The organism is Corynebacterium doosanense CAU 212 = DSM 45436, assembly GCF_000767055.1.
In the GTDB taxonomy this organism is placed as follows: Bacteria; Actinomycetota; Actinomycetes; order Mycobacteriales; family Mycobacteriaceae; genus Corynebacterium; species Corynebacterium doosanense.
Genome location: NZ_CP006764.1, coordinates 371,198 through 390,097, shown reverse-complemented (window position 1 = coordinate 390,097; position 18,900 = coordinate 371,198). Strand labels below are relative to the sequence as shown.

At 66.6% G+C, this 18,900-nt stretch carries 15 protein-coding genes and 1 pseudogene; 6 read left to right on the top strand and 10 right to left on the bottom strand.

From position 1 onward, the window contains the following. The first annotated feature begins 12 nt into the window (after nucleotides 1–12). Nucleotides 13–876, top strand: coding sequence for a formyltetrahydrofolate deformylase (gene purU, locus CDOO_RS02025; RefSeq protein ID WP_018021424.1), 864 nt, complete (start codon nucleotides 13–15; stop codon nucleotides 874–876). Here purU and CDOO_RS02020 read toward each other — a convergent pair. The 4 genes and pseudogenes from CDOO_RS02020 to CDOO_RS02005 all read right to left on the bottom strand — a co-directional run bounded on the left by CDOO_RS02020 (nucleotide 873) and on the right by CDOO_RS02005 (nucleotide 5,546). Further along, entirely contained in the window at nucleotides 873–1,502 is a 630-nt protein-coding gene (locus tag CDOO_RS02020; RefSeq protein ID WP_018021425.1) for an MBL fold metallo-hydrolase, read from the bottom strand. The two genes, purU and CDOO_RS02020, sit on opposite strands and share 4 nt — an antisense overlap. Next, on the bottom strand, nucleotides 1,502–2,596 hold the full coding sequence (locus tag CDOO_RS02015; protein WP_018021426.1) for an S-(hydroxymethyl)mycothiol dehydrogenase: 1,095 nt from the start codon (nucleotides 2,594–2,596) through the stop codon (nucleotides 1,502–1,504). The genes CDOO_RS02020 and CDOO_RS02015 overlap by 1 nt, the downstream gene beginning before the upstream one ends. Further along, a pseudogene (locus CDOO_RS02010) lies at nucleotides 2,581–4,637 on the bottom strand (glycoside hydrolase family 3 protein). The gene CDOO_RS02015 and the pseudogene CDOO_RS02010 overlap by 16 nt, the downstream one beginning before the upstream one ends. Nucleotides 4,638–4,700: 63 nt before the next feature. Beyond that, nucleotides 4,701–5,546 carry a GDSL-type esterase/lipase family protein gene (locus CDOO_RS02005; protein ID WP_018021427.1) on the bottom strand — a complete coding sequence of 282 codons (846 nt, stop codon included), beginning with the start codon at nucleotides 5,544–5,546 and terminating at the stop codon, nucleotides 4,701–4,703. A 211-nt stretch (nucleotides 5,547–5,757) separates the two neighbouring features. On the opposite strand from CDOO_RS02005, the gene CDOO_RS02000 reads away from it, so the two are divergent. Next, nucleotides 5,758–7,404 (top strand): AMP-binding protein, encoded by a 1,647-nt coding sequence (locus tag CDOO_RS02000; protein WP_018021428.1) that lies wholly within the window; start codon nucleotides 5,758–5,760, stop codon nucleotides 7,402–7,404. On the opposite strand, the gene CDOO_RS01995 is transcribed toward CDOO_RS02000, so the two are convergent. The 6 genes from CDOO_RS01995 to CDOO_RS01965 all read right to left on the bottom strand — a co-directional run bounded on the left by CDOO_RS01995 (nucleotide 7,394) and on the right by CDOO_RS01965 (nucleotide 14,791). Further along, on the bottom strand, nucleotides 7,394–9,013 hold the full coding sequence (locus tag CDOO_RS01995; RefSeq protein ID WP_155861289.1) for a hypothetical protein: 1,620 nt from the start codon (nucleotides 9,011–9,013) through the stop codon (nucleotides 7,394–7,396). The genes CDOO_RS02000 and CDOO_RS01995 overlap by 11 nt on opposite strands. A gap of 469 nt (nucleotides 9,014–9,482) precedes the next feature. Further along, entirely contained in the window at nucleotides 9,483–10,169 is a 687-nt protein-coding gene (locus CDOO_RS01990) for a DUF305 domain-containing protein (RefSeq protein ID WP_018021430.1), read from the bottom strand. A gap of 48 nt (nucleotides 10,170–10,217) precedes the next feature. Then, nucleotides 10,218–12,452, bottom strand: a complete 2,235-nt coding sequence (locus CDOO_RS01985) for a copper-translocating P-type ATPase (protein WP_026159287.1) — start codon at nucleotides 12,450–12,452, stop codon at nucleotides 10,218–10,220. 51 nt (nucleotides 12,453–12,503) lie between these two features. Further along, nucleotides 12,504–12,830: a heavy-metal-associated domain-containing protein gene (locus CDOO_RS01975; RefSeq protein ID WP_005276120.1), complete on the bottom strand. Its 327-nt coding sequence runs from the start codon at nucleotides 12,828–12,830 to the stop codon at nucleotides 12,504–12,506. 114 nt (nucleotides 12,831–12,944) lie between these two features. Beyond that, nucleotides 12,945–14,072, bottom strand: coding sequence for a sensor histidine kinase (locus CDOO_RS01970; RefSeq protein WP_018021434.1), 1,128 nt, complete (start codon nucleotides 14,070–14,072; stop codon nucleotides 12,945–12,947). Beyond that, nucleotides 14,069–14,791: a response regulator transcription factor gene (locus CDOO_RS01965; RefSeq protein ID WP_003859491.1), complete on the bottom strand. Its 723-nt coding sequence runs from the start codon at nucleotides 14,789–14,791 to the stop codon at nucleotides 14,069–14,071. Before CDOO_RS01965 ends, CDOO_RS01970 begins: the two co-directional genes overlap by 4 nt. A 392-nt stretch (nucleotides 14,792–15,183) precedes the next feature. Between CDOO_RS01965 and CDOO_RS01960 the strand changes: the two genes are divergently transcribed. The 4 genes from CDOO_RS01960 to CDOO_RS01945 all read left to right on the top strand — a co-directional run bounded on the left by CDOO_RS01960 (nucleotide 15,184) and on the right by CDOO_RS01945 (nucleotide 18,886). Beyond that, nucleotides 15,184–15,759 (top strand): CueP family metal-binding protein, encoded by a 576-nt coding sequence (locus tag CDOO_RS01960; RefSeq protein WP_018021435.1) that lies wholly within the window; start codon nucleotides 15,184–15,186, stop codon nucleotides 15,757–15,759. Nucleotides 15,760–15,830: 71 nt separating this feature from the next. Further along, nucleotides 15,831–17,312, top strand: a complete 1,482-nt coding sequence (locus CDOO_RS01955) for a multicopper oxidase family protein (protein WP_020384563.1) — start codon at nucleotides 15,831–15,833, stop codon at nucleotides 17,310–17,312. Between the two features lie 150 nt (nucleotides 17,313–17,462). Then, entirely contained in the window at nucleotides 17,463–18,077 is a 615-nt protein-coding gene (locus CDOO_RS01950) for a TlpA family protein disulfide reductase (protein ID WP_018021437.1), read from the top strand. Beyond that, a complete protein-coding gene (locus CDOO_RS01945) occupies nucleotides 18,074–18,886 on the top strand; it encodes a cytochrome c biogenesis CcdA family protein (RefSeq protein ID WP_018021438.1) in 813 nt (270 codons plus the stop codon). Before CDOO_RS01950 ends, CDOO_RS01945 begins: the two co-directional genes overlap by 4 nt. The last annotated feature ends 14 nt before the right edge of the window (nucleotides 18,887–18,900 follow it).

Sequence of the window (18,900 nt, the reverse complement as noted above, 5' to 3'; positions counted from 1 at the left end):
AGCTGTCCGCTCATGGAACAGCGCCGATACATTCTCACCCTCATCTGCCCGGACCGCACCGGGATCGTCTCTGAACTGTCGACGTTCTTTGCACGGCGCGGCGGATGGGTCGTCGAGGCCGACTTCTTCACCGACGACGCCTCGGGCCGGTTCTTCACGCGGCTGTCCGTGCGCGCGGAGTCGATCCAGATGAGCTTCGAGCAGCTGCGCGCGGAGGTCGCGGAGTTCATCACGGATCCCGCCGCGACGTGGACGCTGTGGGACACCGAGCGGCGCAAGAAGGTGGCCATCCTGGTCACGCGCGAGAGCCACTGCCTGCACGACCTGCTGGGACGCATCGACCGCGGCGAACTGCCGGCGGACGTCACCTGCGTGATCGGCAACCACGACGACCTGCGCCCGATGGTGGAGTCACGCGGGCTGGACTTCCACCACGTGCCCTTCCCCGCCGACGCTGTGGGCAAACGCCGGGCATTCGATGAGGTGGCGGGGATCGTCGAGAAGCACGAACCCGACGCCGTGGTGTTGGCGAAGTTCATGCAGATCCTGCCGGCGGATCTCTGCGAGCGCTGGGCGGGCCGGGCGATCAACATTCACCACAGCTTCCTGCCGTCGTTCATGGGGGCCAGACCGTACCACCAGGCGTACACCCGCGGCGTGAAACTCATTGGCGCGACCTGCCACTACGCCACGACGGACCTCGACGACGGCCCGATCATCGAGCAGGACGTCACCCGGGTCAGCCACAAGGACTTCCCCGACGACCTCAAGCGCATCGGGCGCGACGTGGAGACGCAGGTGCTCGCCCGCGGGCTGCGGTGGCACCTGGAGGACCGGGTGCTGGTCCACGGCAACCGGACCGTGATCTTCACCTAGTTGCCTTCGCGGATCCATTCCTCCAGGTGCGGGGCCTCCGCGCCGACGGTGGTGTGGTCGCCGTGGCCGGTGCGCACGATCGTCTCGGCAGGGAGCTCGAGGACGGAGGTCTTCAACGACTCGATAATGGTGTCGAAGCTGCTGTAGGAACGCCCCGTCGCGCCCGGCCCGCCCTGGAAGAGCGTGTCGCCGGAGAAGAGCTCGCCGGCCTCCGGGAGGTAGAGGCAGCAGGAGCCGGGCGAGTGGCCGGGTGTGTTGAGCACCCGCATGTCCGTCCCGGCGATCTGGAAGACCTGCTGGTCACGCAGGCCCTCCTCGGGCCCGCGCGCGTGGGTCTGATCCCACAGCATGCGGTCGCCGGCGTGGAGGTAGACGGGGGCGTCGAGCTTCTCGGCCAGTTCGGGGGCCACGGTGACGTGGTCGTTGTGCCCGTGCGTGCAGAGGATGCCCTTGACCCTGCGGCCGGCGACGGCCTCGATGATGGGGTCGGCGTCGTGGGCGGCGTCGATGACGTAGACCTCGGAGTCGTCGCCGACGATCCAGATGTTGTTGTCCACGTCCCATTCGCCGCCGTCGAGCTTGAACTTTCCGGAGGTGACCACGTGGTCGATGCGCAGATCAGACATCAGAGCACCACCACCGAACGAAGAACCTGGCCACTCTTCATCGTCTCGAAGGCCTTCTCCACATCATTCAGGCCGATGCGCTCCGAGACAAACCGGTCCAGCGGGAGCTGGCCGTTCTCGAAGAGCTGGGCGTAGGCGGGGAAGTCCCGTTCCGGCAGGCAGTCGCCGTACCAGGCGGGTTTGAGTGATCCGCCGCGGCTGTAGAAGTCGATCGCGGGCATGTCGATGCGGTCGGTGGTGTTGGGCACACCCACCATGACCATGCGCCCGGCGTGGTCGCGGGAGTAGAACGCCTGGGTGAACGTGGGCATGATGCCCACCGCGTCGATGGCGACGTCGGTGCCGAAGCCGTCGGTGAGCTCGCGCACCTTCTCGGCGACCTCTTCCTCGCTCAGGCCCTCTGAATCAACCACGTGGGTGGCGCCGAACTCGCGGGCCAGCTCGGTCTTGCGGGAGTCGATGTCCACCGCGATGATCTTCGCGGCACCGGCGAGCTTCGCGCCGGCGATGGCGGCCATGCCCACCCCGCCGAGGCCGAAGACGGCGACGGATTCGCCGAGCTGGATGTCCGCGGTGTTCACGGCCGCGCCGAGGCCGGCCATGATGCCGCAACCCAGCAGCCCCACGGCGGCCGGGTCGGCGTCCGGGTTGACCTTCGTGCACTGGCGCTCGTGGACCAGGGTCTTTTCGGCGAAGGAGCCGATGCCCAGGGCGGCGGTGAGCTCGGTGCCGTCGTCAAGCGTCATCTTCTGTGACGCGTTGTGGGTGTTGAAGCAGTACTTCGGCTCGCCCTTGCGGCACGCGCGGCACTCGCCGCAGACGGCGCGCCAGTTGAGCACGACGGTGTCGCCCTCCTCGACGTGGGTGACGGCCGAGCCGACGGTCTCTACGACCGCCGTGGACTCGTGGCCGAGGAGGAAGGGGTAGTCGTCGGCGATGTCGCCGTTGCGGTAGGACAGGTCGGTGTGGCAGACGCCGCAGGTCAGGACGCGCACGATCACGTCGTTCGGGCCGGGATCGGGGATGACGACGTCGACGAGTTCGACGTCCGCGCCCTTCGAGCGGGCGATGACACCTTTCACGGTGGTGGGCATAGCTTCTCCTTCGTCTGTTGCTTGGCCACGACCTTACGCTGCCCGTATCCGTAGCGGTAGGAGACCCCGTCGCGGTCGACGTAGGCGTAATCCTCGCCGCGGAACTTGCCCGGCACGTCACGCCCGTGCGCCGCGACCGCGTCCGCGGAGGCGGGCGGCGTGAGCGGCAGCTGCCCCTGCGGGCCGCCGTCCTCCCCGGTCAGCGAGCGCAGCAGGTGCTCCGGGGCGATCTCGAAGGTGGCCACCACGGCGTCGGCACCCGGCTCGATCTCGCCGAGCAGCCACGGGTTGATGAGGTTGACCGCGAGGATCGTCGGCACGGTCGCCTCCACCTCCTGCACCCGCTCGATGTCGACGCCGTTGTCCCGCGGATCCACGGAGAGGGACACCCCGTCACGGTCGTCCTCGAAGAGGTTGATCTCCGGGCGCGCCCAGATCAGGGCAAGGTTGGCGTCCTCGGGCTTATCGACGATCGTTGCCCCGGGCAGTACCTTCGCCACCGCGTCATGGAGCTTGCGCTGCACCACGTCGGACTGCGTGCGGCCGGTGACCAGCAGGTGGATCTTCTGGGTGGTGTCCTTATCCAGCGGCAGCAGGCCCGAGGAGCGCAGCAGCGCGACGGAGTGGCGCTGCGCAAGCTCGCCGCGGGCACTGACCTCGTCGCCTCCCACGACCTGTTCGGCGGTGCCGGCGTCGACGTAGGGGTTCTCGAAGAGCCCGAGCTCGAAGATCTCCGTGAGCAGGCGGGAGAAGGCGCGGTCCAGGTCCTCGTCGGTGAGCAGACCCTGCTCATAGGAGGCGATGAGCTCGCGGGGGTCGGCCATGTCGGAGAAGATGTCCGTGCCCGCCCGAACGGCTGCGGCGAAACGCTCCGGCTTGGTCATCTCCTCCACGCCCCAGGGCATGGCGTCGATGATGCCCGAGTCGGAGTTGACGTAACCCCGGTGCCCCATGTCCTGGCGCAGCATCTTCTCGATGAACGTGGTGTTGTACGCGAAGGCCACCTCCTCGAACTGGGTGGTCGGGCCCTGCCAGTCCTGCTCCGCCAGCTGCGGAGCCGAGTCGTTCACGGGCTTGGCGTAGTACGGCATGATCGAGGAGACACCGGCGTCGACCGCGGCCTGGAACGGCGGAAGGTGGTACTTCCGCAGGGAATCCACCGTGGGGTAGTCATTTGTCTGGCCCCATTCGAAGTGCGGGTCATGGCCGTCGTAACGCACGCCACCTCCGGGGAAGTGTTTGACGGTGCAGGCCACCGAGGTCTCCGAGACCCCTTCGCCCTGCATGCCCGCGGCGATCTCGCGGATGTAGGCGGAGACCAGCTCCGGGTCCTCGCCGAAGGTGCCGTTGAAGCGCGACCAGCGGGGTTCGGCGGCGACGTCGGCCATGTAACCGTAGAGCTTGTGGATGCCGGCGGCGCGCCACTCCCTGGCGATCCCCCGGCTGAAGTAGCCCATGAGCTGGGGATCGTTCAGCGCGGCCAGGCCGATCTCCGCCGGCCACTCGGAGAACACGCCCGAGGATTCGTTGACACCGAACTGCGCCACCAGGGCGACGTGGTTACGGGGGTTGGACCGAATACGACCGGGATGCCCAGCCGGGACTTCTCGGCGACCTCCTGGACCGCGTTGGTCCACTACACCATCTCGGCCGGGGTGAGGTTGTCGCGGCTGATGAGGAAACGTTGGTGACGCAGGTTGATCGCGTTCTCCGTGGACGAGGTCACCAGCACCGGCTCGGGGTACTGCTGGCCGGTGATGGGGTTGGCGTCTCGCGAGACATCCTTCTGCGAGAGGAGCTCTTCCTCGACCGGCTCGGGCAGAAACGACGAATACCCCGGGTGGTGCGAGCCGATGATCATCAGCCCGGCCTTTTCCTCCGGGGTCATACGGGTGAGAAGGCCCGCCGCCCGCTCTCCGGCGGGCAGCCGCCAGTCCTCGTAGGGGGCCAGCTGGCCGTCGCTGTCGAGGTCACGGAAGTCGAGCCCCTCGACGGTGATGGTGGCTCTGGCGCGGCTGGACAGCACCGGTTGATTTGTCATGGGCATCCCACTTTCCTGCTCCTAACTACCTTAGGGGAGAAGGAAGGGATGCGGGGACGGTTACTAGCTGTTGGCGATCATCCAGGCGACGTGCTCGTGACCACGGTCGTTGACGTGGATGGGCAGGTTGCCGGTGCCGCCGTAGAAGTCGACCAGTCCGGCCCACATGCGCTGGTTGTCCGGCGCACACATGTGGTTGTTCACCGTGGAGGGTTTCATGTCCAGGAACTCGACGCCGGTGGCGCGCGCTAGGTCAACCTGCATGTTCTGTGCCTGCCACTGCCAGTGGTTGACGTCGGGGAACAGGGTGCGATCGTAGACGTTCGGACCGACGTGGAAGAGGCAGACGTTGTTGCCCTCGGTGATGGACGGGTAACCGACGATCTGGATGCGGGCGTTGGGGGCCGCGTCGCGGATGCGGTTGATCTGCGGGGCCATGGAGCCGACGAACCGGGCGCGGACGTCGCCGTCCGAGAGGGTGCGGTTGTTGTAGGTGTCGTTGAAGCCGGTGGAGATGATCACGCGGGCGGTGCTCGGGGTCAGCGCCTGGTCCCACAGGGCGTGGTCCACCTGCGCGGCGAACTGCGGACCCTGGGAGATGGAGACCGTGCCGGAGCAGGAGTAGTCCCAGGGGACCAGTCCAAGCCGGGCGGAGGCGGAGCGTCCCCAGTTGTTGCCCTGGGGGCAGCCGGTCGCCGGGTTACCGGAGGAGCCGGGGCGGCCGTCACTGAGGCCGCCTGCCAGGTAGTCGGGAACGGTGGGGTTGGCGATGATGGAGTCGCCGAAGATGACGAGGTTGCGGTCCTGCGCCTGCGCCTGGGGAAGACCCGGCCCGGCAATGAGGGCGAGGGCGCTGACCAGCGCGGCGATGACCGCGGCGAGCCGGCGCGGGGTGGTCGAAACTGACATTCGAGGTCTCCTGAAGATGTAATGGGGAGTTTCGATGAAGATACTACACAGCGCTCGTAACATACGTCACTTCTGCAGCATGCGCACCTTAGGTTACATTGGAAACCAAAACCACACGCGGTACCCTCTTATCGATCTATATGTAGCCTTTGCGTCCGCGTTAGCGATGTAGGACCAGATACCTTCTTTTACTTTCAGGAGTACCCCCGTCATGAACCTTGCCACCGCCCTCCACTACGTCTCCTACACGGCCAAATCGGTGTCCAAGTTCGTCCCCGCCGTCCTCAAGACCGGCCTGGTGGATCTCAGCGCTCCCCCCAAGGTCACGGCGGCGCTGATCCCCAACCTGTCCCGCTACTGGTTCTCCCTCGCGCGCGAGCTGGAGCAGGCCGTGGCCGCGGTCCCCGACCAGCTCGCGCTCATCGACGATGACGGCACCCTCACCTACCGTCAGTTCCGGGAGGACTCCCGGACCCTGGCCAGGTACCTCACCTCTCTCGGCCTGGACGAGCTGCGCATCGGCGTCATGGCGCGCAACGGCCGCGGCATCCTGCTGCCCATGGCCGCCAAGGGTTATGCCGGCGCGGCCATCTACCTGCTCAACGTCGGCTCCTCCCCCGAGCAGATCCTGGGCACCGTGGAGGAGAACGACATCAACGTGCTCATCCTCGACGACGAATTCGAGCAGTGCGCCCCGCTGGACCGTCCCGGCACACTCACCCTCATCGCCCACGCGTCCCGACCCCACGACAACCTCGGCACGGTGCACGACATCGTCAGCCACCCGGAACGGGTCGCCAGCGTCAAGCTGCCCGCCTTCCCGAAGCACGGCCCCATCGTGCTCATGAGCTCGGGCACCTCCGGCATCCCCAAGGGGGTCGTGCGCCCCGAGCCGAAGCTCCCCTACGTCGTCGCCGGCGTCGTGCGGGCCATCCCCTTCAAGGCTGGCATGCGCATCCAAATGACCGCGTCGATGTTCCACACCTGGGGCTGGGCCGTCTCCAACATCGCATTCGCCGCCCGCTCCACGGTGATCACCCAGCGCAACTTCGACCCGGAGACCGTGCTCAAGCAGATCCAGAAGTACCGGATCGAGGGCCTGTACTCCTCCCCGATCTTCCTCAAGCAGATGCTGCAGATCGAGGGCCAGGAGAGCTACGACACCTCCTCGCTGCAGTTCATCGCCTCCTCCGGCCACGCGCTGACCCCGGAGATCGTGCGCTCGGTCAACGACCGCTTCGGCCCGATCCTCTGCAACATCTACGGCTCCACCGAACTCACCCTCGCCGCCAGCGCCACCGCGGCCGAGATCGAGGCCGACCCGACCGTCGCCGGGGAGATCACCGCCGGCACCGTACTCAAGATCCTCGGCCCCGACGGCGCCGAGCTGCCCACGGGCTCCATCGGCCGCATCTGCCTGCGCAACTCCACCTCGCTGACCGGCTACACCAACCCGGACATCCCCATCGTCAGCGACGACGAGGGCCTCATCGAAATCGGCGACCTCGGCTTCATCGACGAGCAGAACCGGCTCCACGTCCTCGGGCGTATCGACGACATGATCATCGTCGGAGGCGAAAACGTCTTCCCCCGTTCCGTGGAGGAGATCCTCGAGCCCATGCCGGGCGTCGCCGACCTCACCGCCATGGGTGTCGAGGACGCGGAGACCTTCTCCCGCATCGCCGTGTGGGTCGTCCGCGAGGACTCCCCGGAGGGAGACGCGCTCACCGAAGACAGCATCCGCGACTGGGTCGCCCGCCACCTCGCCGGGCACTCCGTCCCCCGCGACGTGCACTTCGTCGACGATCTCCCCCGCAACGCGACCGGCAAGGTCGTGCCGCGTTTCCTCACTGAGTGACGGCCAGCTGCCCCACCACGTTCTGCCCCAGGCACACCGTCTGATCCCGCGCGGAGACCCGCAGCGTGTCCCCGCCGCCGCTCACCCGGACGAAGACCTCGCTGAGCCCGGACGGCACCTGCGCCGACGTGGCCTGCGCGTCACCCAGGCCCACGGACACCTCCGTGGCCCCCGCGGCCAACACGTTGAGGCGCACGACCCAGTCACGTTCGAACAGCGGGCCGTCCAGGGGCACGAGCAGTTCCGACCCCGGTTCCACGCAGCCCGGTTCCCACGCCGTCGCGCGGGCGGGTGCGAGCTCTGCGGCGATGAGGTGGCCGGAGGCGTCGACAAGCGTCGGTTCCTGCGTCGCCCCGGTGACCTGGCCCTCCGGTAGCAGCGCTGAGAGCTGGTTGTAGGGGTAGGTGACCGGCAGCAGAACCTCGAGGGCGACCGGCTGATCCAGGATCGGCTCGCGACGCTGCTCCAGCTCGGCCCGCAGGGTGGTGAAGTACTCACGCGCCGGTTGCTCCGACCAGGACTGCGCGTAGGTGACGGTGCTCACCAAGGACGAGACGGCCACCACTGCGGCAACCACCGCTTGTCGACGCCCCTCGCCCGCGAGCACCCCGAGGGTCAGCACCAGGAGCACCGAGGCCTCCGCGAAGTGCCGCAGCGTCTGGGCGATCTCCGGGGCCGTGTCCGGGGCGGAACGCCCCCACGCCAGCGCCGCGAGCGCGAGCACCGGGTACGCGAGCACCACGGCCATGGCCGCGAGGCCGCGTCGGCGCACCGACCAGATGAGCAGCGCGGCGGCGGCCAACGCCCCGGCGATCATCGTCACCGTGGCGGGGTCGGCGAACGGCGGCCCGGGATGCCACCGCTCCCACGTCCACGGCGCGCCGATCAACGTGGGCAGGAAACCGCGGACGTAACCGTGGGTGAACAGGTCAAGCGGACCGGCGCCGGCGGGGTTCGAATCGGGAATTCCCGCGGCGATGACGTACACAGTCGCCCAGACGGCCGTGGGCACGAGGAAGGCGGGCACGAGCCTGCCCGGGTTCCGGTTTCCCGACCAGGCCCACAGCAGGAGCAGCGAGGTCGGAGCCAGCAGGAGGGCGCGTTCGCTGAACAGGCAGGCCAGGAGAATCGCCACGGCCACGACGACGAGGTCCGTGGTGCGCCGGCGCCGCAGATACAGCCAGCCGTGCGCCAGCCACAGCGCCGCCGCGACGTGCAGCGGCAGCGAGTTCACCGCCGCGGACAACCACGTCGTCACCGGCAGCGTCAGGGGCGTGAGCAGGTACAACGCGGTGACCCACCAGGCGTTGCCCGGCGCGGTGCGCACGGCCGCGTAGGCCACCGCCAGGGCGGCGAGCACCTGCCCGGCGATGAGCACCGTCAGCGCCACCGACCAGTTGAGCGGCGGCAGCAGCCGCAGCACCACCCAGGCGCCGGGCATGAGATGGCCGTCATGGGGCTGGAGGAGGAGGTTGCCCAGCCCCTCCGCCCGGGCCTGCGCGCCGAGGGTGAGGTCATCGCCGTACAGCCAGCCCTGGGCCGCCACGAGCGCGCGGAGGGTGACCCCGACGATGAGTACGGCCAGCAGCGCCACGCGGGATCTCGTCATACCCGGGCAGTGTAGTGGGGCACCCGGACAGGGCACGGTAAAACCCCGGCCAGAACAGGGTTCCAGCTGGGGTTTTGGTGGAGCCGCCTGCGAGAATCGAACTCGCGACCTTCTCATTACGAGTGAACCCTTCCTGGCGTTGGCTAGCAACAACGCCACCAAGGACGACAGTAAAAGACCAGATCAGAGAAGCAATACCGCCAATGAGAAACGGTTAGCGCTCAGAGCGGTGTGTATTTTGTGTGTACTCGCCCGTTACTTTGATGGTGTCCCCATAATGGGGATAGTCGCGTCTGGACACAGGAGCTTTCCCCTTTCCTCAGTGGTGCGACCAGAGGGAGAAGAAACATCCACCCCGGTGCACCCGCTGCGGTGACAACGACCCATCGCCCGCAGCAGGTGGCAATCGTCACGGTTATCCCTCTTTTTCAGATTCCTGTCCTCGGGATCAGAAAAAGACGGGGGCCTGTCATAGGTCAGTGAGCATCTGCTGCATCTGGGCGATCTCGGCCTCCTGGTCGTTGATAATTTGTTCGGCCAGGGTGATCGCATGGGGATTCTGGCCGTCAGCAACCTCGTCACGGGCCATGTCGACCGCACCTTCGTGGTGGGCGGTCATCTGCTCCAGGTAGAGGCGGGCAGCCTCGGTGCCCTGGGCTTCCTCAAGGGCTGTCATGTCCTCCTGGCTCATCATCCCGCTCATGCCACCCATCTCGCCGTGATCCATTCCACCCATCTCGTCCATGGTCCCCATGCCCCCAGAGTCGGTGACCGGCTGCTGGCCCCAGGCCTCGAGCATGGCGTTCATCCGGTCAATCTCCGGTCCCTGGGCGTCAATAACCCCCTGGGCAAACTCCACGACCTGGGCGGGGATACCCTCCTTGGCCAGGAGCGTCTCACTCATCTCCACGGCCTGCTGGTGATGGGGGATCATCATCTGGGCAAACATGATGTCCGCGTCGTTGTGATCGGCGGAGATCTCCCCGTCCGCCTCAGTCGTCGCCGTGGTGGTCTCGGTCGTCTCAGCGGTAGTCGTCGCAGTGCTGGTGGCCGAGGTGGTGGCGTCGGTGTTGCCTGACTCGGTGGCCTCACCGCAGGCGGCCAGCGCCAGGGTGGAGGCCACGGCGAGAGCGGAAAGAACAAGGGTGCGCTTCATGGTGGAGCCTTTCAGGGTCATATGGGGGCAGTGGAGAGAAGTGGTGGATCAGTGGACGGCGGTGGATGCCGGAGTAGGCGTGGTGTGTTCCTCCTTCGGACTGGTGGGAGCCAGGTGGGCCGGGTCCAGATCAATCCGGCGCAGCAGCTGAGCGTTCAGGGCCACCACGATGGTCGAGGCAGACATCAAGATCGCGCCCACGGCCGGGGACAGCACGAACCCGATCGGGGCGAGCACGCCGGCGGCCAGCGGCACGGCGAGGATGTTGTAGCCAGAGGCCCAGATGAGGTTCTGGATCATCTTGCGGTAGCTGGCCTGCGAGAGCTCAATCATCGACAACACCGCCCGGGGATCGTCACTGGCCAGGACCACTCCGGCGGATTCCATCGCCACATCCGTGCCGGCCCCGATGGCGATGCCGACCTCGGCGCGGGCCAGGGCCGGGGCGTCGTTGACACCGTCGCCGACCATGGCCACGCTCAGGCCACGCTCCTGTAACTGGGTGACCTTGGTGTCCTTGTCCTGGGGCAGGACCTCGGCGAAGACCTCATCGATCCCCAGGTCCTGGCCAACCGCCTGGGCCACCTGCTGCGCGTCACCGGTGATCATCGCGACCTTCACCCCGCGGTCCTGCAGGGCTTTCACGGCGGCGCGGGATTCGGGGCGGATCTTGTCCTCGACGGCCACCGCACCGATGATCTGACCGTCGCGGACAATATGGAGCACACCGGCCCCACGCCCGGTCCAGGCGCTGGTGGTGTCGGTGAGCTCGGCCGGGGTGGTGAGGTTGAACTCGCGCAGCATGTTCGGCCCGCCCACGAGGATCTCAGCGCCATCGACAGTGGCCCGAACCCCCCGGCCGGAGGCGGCGCTGAAACCAGTTGCACGGATTTGCCGACGGGAGGCCTCGGGATGGGCGGCCGCGGCCGCCACGATGGCGCGGGCCACGGGGTGCTCGCTGTCGGCCTCCGCGGCGGCGGCCAGGGCCAGCAGCTCGCCCTCGGTGACGCCGACAGCTGCCGCGACACCGGTGACCGCGTGCGCACCCTCGGTCAGGGTGCCGGTTTTGTCGAAGAGCACCACGTCGATGGTGCGCATCCGCTCGAGCGCCATCCGGTCCTTGATGAGCACCCCGGATTTCGCGGCCCGCTCGGTGGAGATCGCAATGACCAGCGGAATCGCCAGGCCCAGGGCGTGCGGACAGGCGATGACCAGCACCGTGACCGTGCGCACCACGGCATCGTCCGGGCTGCCGATGATGGTCCACACCACCGCGGTGATCAGAGCGGAGATCAGCGCGAACCAGAACAATAACGCCGCCGCCCGATCCGCCAGGGCCTGGGCCCGGGAGGAGGACTCCTGGGCGTCGGCAACCATGCGTTGGATCCCGGCCAGGGCGGTGTCCCCGCCGGTAGCCTCCACCCGGATGCGGACGGTGTTGTCGGTGGCCACGGTACCGGCGACCACCTTGTCACCGGTGTCGCGGAAGACGGGACGGGATTCGCCGGTGATCATCGCCTCATCGAATTCGGCGGCTCCGTCGAGGATGGTTCCGTCGGCCGGCACCCGGGCACCGGCCCTCACCAGCACGACGTCGTCGACGACCAGCTCGGAGATGGCCACGGTGCGGGTGGTCCCGTCGATGACTTTCTCGGCCTCATCCGGCAGCAGAGCAGCCAGCGCGTCAAGCGCGGAGGACGCGGCCCCGAGAGCGCGCATCTCCAGCCAGTGGCCCAGCAGCATGATGGTCACCAGCAGGGCCAGCTCCCACCAGAAGTCCAGGTCAAAACCGCCCAGCCCCAGAGTGGTGACCCAGGAGGCGACAAACGCCACGGTGATGGCCATGGCGATCAGGAGCATCATCCCGGGTTGGCGGGATTTCAGTTCCGTCCATCCGCCCTTGAGGAAAGGCGTTCCGCCGTAGACGAAGATGATCGTGCCCAGCACCGGGGGGATCCAGGTGGATCCGGGGAATGCCGGGAGGTGGTAGCCGAGCAGGTGGGCGACCATGGGGCTGAAAATAACGACGGGAATGGACAGAATCAGCGACCACCAGAAGCGGTCCCGAAACATTGCGGTGCTGTGTCCGGCGTGTTCGCCGTGACCATGAACGTGGTGGTCTTCGTCCAGGGCGGAGTGCGGGTGATCGTGGGGCATCGCCTGGCCGTGGGTGTCGGCATCTGCGTGGTGTTCGTGGCTGGCATGATCCGGGTGGTGGGTGTGGTCTGTTTCCGGAGCGGGGTGATCACCATGGTGATCGCCGGAATGGTGGGGAGTGCTCATGACGTTCCTTTCGCTCAACCCGGTCGGGGTCGAGATGATGGGTAAAACCGATCAGGATAAGACGGTGTAGCCGGCCTCCTCGATGGCCCGGCGAACCATCTCCGGAGGTACGACACCGGTGACCGTGACGGTGGAAACACCACCAGCAGCGAGATCAATCTGGACGTCGTCGACCTGGGGGAGGGCCTGAAGGGCCTGGGTCACGCTTTTCGCGCAGTGCCCGCAGGTCAGGCCGGTGACCTGGTAGCTAGGGGAGGACCCTCCTGCTGACGAGTCGCTGGCGGCAGGGATGGAGGCGGTGTCGGCACGTGAGGCAGGTCCGCAACAGCTGCAGCCGTGGGAGGCCATCGGCAAGAGGCGGGGTGGGGAGGTGATCATGGGAAAGCTCCTACGGGTCGGTGGGATGCGGCGATGCTACTCTCTAGCATATACCCCCCTGAGGTATATTTTGAAGGGGTGGAGGGCACGGCCCTCACGCGGGGCAGGGTGTGGTCACCGAGCAGCCTCCTCACTGTCGGGAGGGGACAGCGGGAGGCGGAGGGCAAACACCGCTCCGCGACCGGGTCCGGGGGAGGTGGCGGTGAGAGTGCCGCCGTGGGCCTCGATCAATGCCTTGGAGATGGTCAGACCGATACCGGCCCCGCCGTTGTCCCGGCTGCGGGCGGCATCCCCCCGGTAGAAGCGTTCGAAGATGTGTCCGAGCTGGCCAGGTGGGATGCCCTCGCCGTCATCGGCGACGTGGATGAGCGCGGTGGACGCCCCCTGTCGGTGGACGCTGATCCGGACCTGCCCGCCGGCCGGGGTGTGCCGTAGCGCGTTCGACAGGAGATTGCTCATCACCTGGCTGAAGCGTTGCCGGTCCACGAGCACCCGGGCGGTGTCCGTAATGGTCTCGACCTGTAAATCGACGCCTTTGTCAGCATAAGCTTCCCCCGCGGCAGCAGCGGCGGTATGGAGCAGATCCCCGAGCCCTTCCTCCGCCAGGTCCAAATCGATCCGGTGTTCCTGGGCCCGGGAGACATCGTCGATGTCTTCCATCAACCGGGTCAGGCGGGTGAGTTGGTCAGCCATGATCGTGTGGGTGGCATTATTCCAGTCCACGACCCCGTCCTGGAGACCATCGAGGTAGACCGTGAGCACCGATAAGGGGGTGCCCATTTCGTGGGCCAGATCAGAGAGCATCTGGCGGCGGATCTGTTCGGTGTGTTCCAGCCGGTCGGCCATGGTGTTGAAGGCATGCGCCAGGGTGGTGACCTCGGGGCCTGCTTCTCCGGCGGGCACGCGGATACGGTAGTTGCCGGCCGTCAGGCTGGTAGCGGCGCGGGTGAGATCCTGCAGGGGGGTGCGCAGGCGACGCGATAACCACAGGCTGGCCAGCAGGGCGCTGATCAAGGCGGTGGGCAGGGCGACGGCCAGGGTGATCAGGTTGGCGTCCCGGTAGGCCTGCTCGGCATGGAACAGCTCCAGCGAGGGGTCCTCCCGGCCGGTCATCAACATATGATCATGGAACAGGGTCGGGCCCACCATCGTGGCCACGGCCGCGGCCACCAGCAGGCTAATCACCACGACCAACACCTGGGCGGCCAGGAAGCGGAAGGTCAGGCCGGGTCCGTGATTCATGGCTGCCCCACCCGGTAGCCCACGCCACGCACGGTGTCGATAAACCCCCGGCCCCGGGTGTCGGTGCCGAGCTTGCGACGCAAGTTGCCGATGTGGACATCGACGATGCGTTCATCACCGACCCAGGTGGTGTCCCAGACCTCGGTGACCAGGTCGTGGCGGGTCAGCACCTGGCCGGGGCGCAGGGCCAGGGCAACCAGCAGCTCGAACTCCGTGCGGGTGAGCTCCACGGTCGTCTCCCCCACCCGCACCTGATGGGCGACGGGGTCAAGGATGAGGTCACCAACGATCAAGGGGGTGGTCACCTGCGGTGGGGTGGTGCTGGTGCGCGGGCGGCGCAGCACCGCATGCACCCGGGTCACCAGTTCCCGGATGCTAAAAGGTTTGGTGATGTAGTCATCCGCCCCCAGGGTCAAACCGCTGATCTTGTCGTCCTCGCTGCCACGCGCGGTGAGCATGAGGATGTAGCAGTCCGAGAAGGTGCGGATCCGTCGGCACACCTCCAGGCCGTCGAGTTCGGGCAGCCCCAGATCCAGCACCACAACATCGGGGGAAAAGCGACGGGCCTCGTCCACGGCCTGGGTGCCGGTGTGCGCCTGGCGGGTATCGAAGCCGGCCCGGATGAGGTAGGAGGCCACCATCTGAGCCAGGGGTTGTTCATCATCGACGACCAGCACCCGCCCCGGGGGCGTGGCGGTGGTCGGTGTGCGGTCAGCCATAGACCCCAGTATCGCTCCGGCCAGGGGGAATACCACCCTCGCTCAGTGCCCGGCGGGGAAATCTTCATCAAATCTTCAAACATCACCCTTCGACCGCCGTCACCCCTGTGCCCCACCCCGGGCCGGCGGCATCGCCTCCCCTGGTCGGTTCAGCAGGCGCCACCAGGGATTTCACTGCCTGCACCGCATACCCGGGGCGGGTAGAAGGACATCGCCCACGGCTGTGGGGTGGTGTCCCGGTGGTGACCCAGCCCACCGAATTCACCTCCTTTTCGCCCTGTTATAAGGCTGTGAGCAGGGTTTTTGATTTCTAGTCCGTCAGGCACCCGTGCTAGATAAAGGTATGGCATCGACCTTGAGGCGGTGTCTTACCACGATCCAAGGAGATTGACGTGAAACGAGCAGCGATCGCAGCCGCCGCCCTTGCCCTCGCCCTCACGGGGTGTTCGGCCGCCGACCCGGAACCCACCGCCGACGGGACGGTGTCCCAGGATACATTCCTGACTACCCATGGCCTGGCCGCCATGGACGCGGTGGAGATCATTGATCACCTCGACCGGCAGAAGGTCACTGAGCGTCCCACGGATCTGATCGCCTCAGTGCGTGCCGATGAACTGCTGCTCTCGAGCGATGACCAGGAAGTCGTGGTCGATCTTCCCGACAATCAGACGTATGTCTCGATCGCACCCTATCTCACCTCCACCCACGACTGCTTCTACCACAGCCTCACGACCTGCCTGGGGGAACTCGACAATGCGGATATCCAGGTCACGATCACCGATGAGGCGACCGGTGAGGTGCTGGTGGACGAGGCGACAACCACCTTCGACAACGGGTTTATTGGCTTCTGGCTTCCCGATGATGCCACCGGCCTGATTGAGGTCAGCTACCAGGGGCGTACCGGCACCACGGAGTTTTCCACCACCGACGACGGTGCCACCTGTGTCACAGACCTGCGCCTGACGTGATGGCTCAGCAGGGTCCTCACCTGCGCCTGTCTCCCGTGTCACTGAAATCTTGCACCAAGGACGGTTAAATCATGACGAACGCGTTTTCCCGACGACAGTTTCTGCTCGGCGGGCTCGTCCTGGCCGGCACCGGGGCCGTGGCCGCCTGCACCAGCGACCCTGGACCCGCTGCCTCGGCACCAGGTCCCTCCCTTCGCCCCACTCCCACCCCCACTGCGCTCGGTGAGCCGACGGTGCGCCGGACACTGACCGCCCGGCCCCTCTCCCTGGATATCGGCGGCATCGAAGCCAAGACGTGGGGATACGTCTCTGACACCGGGGATGCGGCCATTGAGGCCACCGCCGGCGACGTCCTCCAGGTCGATATCACCAATGAACTGCCTGAGAGCACCTCCATCCACTGGCATGGCATCGCACTCCACAACGCAGCCGACGGTGTGCCCGGCATGACCCAGGACCCCATTGAACCTGGCGAGTCTTTCTCCTATGTTTTTGAAGTCCCCCACGGTGGCACCTACTTCTACCATTCCCACACCGGCCTGCAGCTTGATCGCGGCCTCCACGCCCCACTGATCATCCGTGACCCGCAAGACGCTGAGGACCAGGACGTCGAGTGGACCATCGTGCTCGACGACTGGGTCGATGGCATTCAGGGCACTCCCGACGATGAGCTCGACAAGCTCACCGGAATGGGTTCGGGCGACCATAACGGGAGGATGGGAATGGGAGGTCACGGCCAGATGATGCACGGCACCCCGGACCGGGTACTGGGCGGGGATGTCGGCGATGTGATGTATCCGCACTACCTCATCAACGGACGTATCCCCCGTGCTCACCGGACCTTCGAGGCTCGCCCGGGCGACAAGGCCCGCCTGCGGTTTATCAACTCCGGCGGTGACACCATCTTCAAGGTGGCCCTCGGTGGTCACCGCATGACCGTCACCCACACCGACGGCTTCCCTGTCCAGCCCTGGGAGACCGAATCGATCTACCTGTCGATGGGCGAGCGTGTCGACGTCGAGGTCATCCTCGGCGACGGCATCTTCCCGCTCACGGCTTTGGCGGTGGGTAAGGACGACCGCGCCTTCGCCGTCATCCGCACCGCCGGCGGCCAGGCCCCCCGCCCCGATGTCGACTTCCCCGAGTTGTCGTCCACCGGACTGCTTCTGTCCTCCCTGAAGCCAGCAGACCGTGCACTCCTGCCCGAGGGCACACCAGACCGAGAAGTCAGCATCGACCTGGGCGGGCAGATGATGCCGTATGAATGGAGCATTCTCACCGACGGCCAATCCTCCTCCGCGACCGTGCAGGAGGGCCAGCGCCTGCGGATGGTCATGCGCAACAGGACCATGATGCCCCATCCCATGCACATCCACGGCCACACGTGGGCGCTGCCCGGCAGCGGCGGGCTACGCAAGGACACCGTCCTTCTCCGCCACGGTGAAACCATGATCGCCGACCTGATCGCTGACAACCCCGGTGAGTGGGCATTTCACTGCCATAACGCCTATCACATGGAAACCGGGATGGTCAGCTCGCTTCGCTACGAGTAACCCCCACAGCAGGGTTGAGTGCCGAGGTGGGCAGAGTCGCTGCAGACCACCCACCGGGCAGCACGATGACCTTCCTCGGTGTTGTGGTCTTCCGGGACAACCAGAACACCGTCTTCTTTCCCACCGCCCCGGAATAAGGAGATCTAATCCATGCCGAGCACACCCCGCAGAGCCGCCATCGCGGTTGCCGCGGTGCTCACCGCCGTGACCCTGGTGGCCTGTTCCTCAGGCGACGGCGCCCGAAACGCCGTCGCCGTCGGGGGCACCTTCCAGTTCCACTCACCAGGAGGCCAAACCGAGATTATCTACGCAGAGGAGGAACGTGCCCCGCTGCCGGACTTCTCCGGCCCGTCGCTGATGGAGGAGGGTGAGGAGATCAGCCTGTCTGATTTTGAAGGCGAGGTCGTCGTCCTCAACGCTTGGGGCCAGTGGTGTGCACCGTGTCGGGCGGAAGTCGATGACCTGCAGCTTGTCCAGGAGACTCTCGACCCCCTCGGTGGCACGGTGCTGGGCATCAACGTCCGTGACTACAACCAGACCATCGCCCAGGACTTCAAACTCGACAACGCGGTGACCTATCCCTCGATCTACGACCCGCCGTTTCGTATCGCTGCGGCCCTGGGTGGGGTGCCGACCTCGGTCATCCCGACCACCATTGTCCTGGACCGAAGCCACCGCCCGGCCGCGGTGTTCCTGAGGGAGGTCACCGCCGATGACATCCTTGATGTCGCCCTGCCGCTGGCCGAGGAGGCACCAGCATCATGACCGTTGATGTGATGGCGCAGTTGGCGATCGGCCAGCAGTTCGCCGACGCCGCGGCCACCGGGCCACTGATGATCGGCATCCTGGCTGCGGCAGCTGCAGGTCTGATCTCGTTCGCCTCCCCGTGCGTCGTACCCCTGGTACCCGGGTATATGTCGTATCTGGCCAGTGTGGTCGGCGGGGAGGTCGACTACGACGCCGAGGGGGGCACGGTGGTCACCAAACGCCAGTGGGCGGTAGCGGGTGCGGCCGGGTTGTTCATTCTCGGCTTCACCATCGTCTTTGTGCTGGCCACCGTCACCGTCTTTGGGGCGATCAGCATGCTCACGCTCAATGCTGAGACCCTCATGCGCATCGGAGGGGTGATCACCATCGTCATGGGTCTGGCGTTCATGGGGATGGTGCCTGCCCTGCAGCGCGACACCCGGATGGCCCCGAAGAAGTGGTCCACCTGGTTGGGTGCGCCACTGCTCGGCGGGGTCTTCGCCCTGGGGTGGACGCCGTGCCTGGGGCCCACCTTGGCGGCGATCATCTCGGTGTCCGCCGGCACCGAGGGGATGACCGCTGTGCGTGGGGTGATCCTGATCATCGGCTACTGCCTGGGCCTGGGTCTGCCGTTTCTTCTCATGGCCTTCGGCTCGGCCCGGGCGATGCGCACCGTGGGGTGGCTGCGCCGCCACTCCCGCAAGATCCAGATGTTCGGTGGGGTGCTCATGGTCGCCGTGGGCATTGCCCTGGCCAGCGGGGCGTGGGCGTATTTCATCAACTGGGTACGCCAGTGGACCGTGGAATACGGCGCCACCCTCATCTAACGGTGCTGTTGCAA

Coding starts and splice junctions, on each gene's coding strand:
- purU (WP_018021424.1), top strand. CDS start 13: ATGGAACAGCGCCGATACATTCTCACCCTCATCTGCCCGGACCGCACC.
- CDOO_RS02020 (WP_018021425.1), bottom strand. CDS start 1,502: ATGTCTGATCTGCGCATCGACCACGTGGTCACCTCCGGAAAGTTCAAG.
- CDOO_RS02015 (WP_018021426.1), bottom strand. CDS start 2,596: ATGCCCACCACCGTGAAAGGTGTCATCGCCCGCTCGAAGGGCGCGGAC.
- CDOO_RS02005 (WP_018021427.1), bottom strand. CDS start 5,546: ATGTCAGTTTCGACCACCCCGCGCCGGCTCGCCGCGGTCATCGCCGCG.
- CDOO_RS02000 (WP_018021428.1), top strand. CDS start 5,758: ATGAACCTTGCCACCGCCCTCCACTACGTCTCCTACACGGCCAAATCG.
- CDOO_RS01995 (WP_155861289.1), bottom strand. CDS start 9,013: ATGACGAGATCCCGCGTGGCGCTGCTGGCCGTACTCATCGTCGGGGTC.
- CDOO_RS01990 (WP_018021430.1), bottom strand. CDS start 10,169: ATGAAGCGCACCCTTGTTCTTTCCGCTCTCGCCGTGGCCTCCACCCTG.
- CDOO_RS01985 (WP_026159287.1), bottom strand. CDS start 12,452: ATGAGCACTCCCCACCATTCCGGCGATCACCATGGTGATCACCCCGCT.
- CDOO_RS01975 (WP_005276120.1), bottom strand. CDS start 12,830: ATGATCACCTCCCCACCCCGCCTCTTGCCGATGGCCTCCCACGGCTGC.
- CDOO_RS01970 (WP_018021434.1), bottom strand. CDS start 14,072: ATGAATCACGGACCCGGCCTGACCTTCCGCTTCCTGGCCGCCCAGGTG.
- CDOO_RS01965 (WP_003859491.1), bottom strand. CDS start 14,791: ATGGCTGACCGCACACCGACCACCGCCACGCCCCCGGGGCGGGTGCTG.
- CDOO_RS01955 (WP_020384563.1), top strand. CDS start 15,831: ATGACGAACGCGTTTTCCCGACGACAGTTTCTGCTCGGCGGGCTCGTC.
- CDOO_RS01950 (WP_018021437.1), top strand. CDS start 17,463: ATGCCGAGCACACCCCGCAGAGCCGCCATCGCGGTTGCCGCGGTGCTC.
- CDOO_RS01945 (WP_018021438.1), top strand. CDS start 18,074: ATGACCGTTGATGTGATGGCGCAGTTGGCGATCGGCCAGCAGTTCGCC.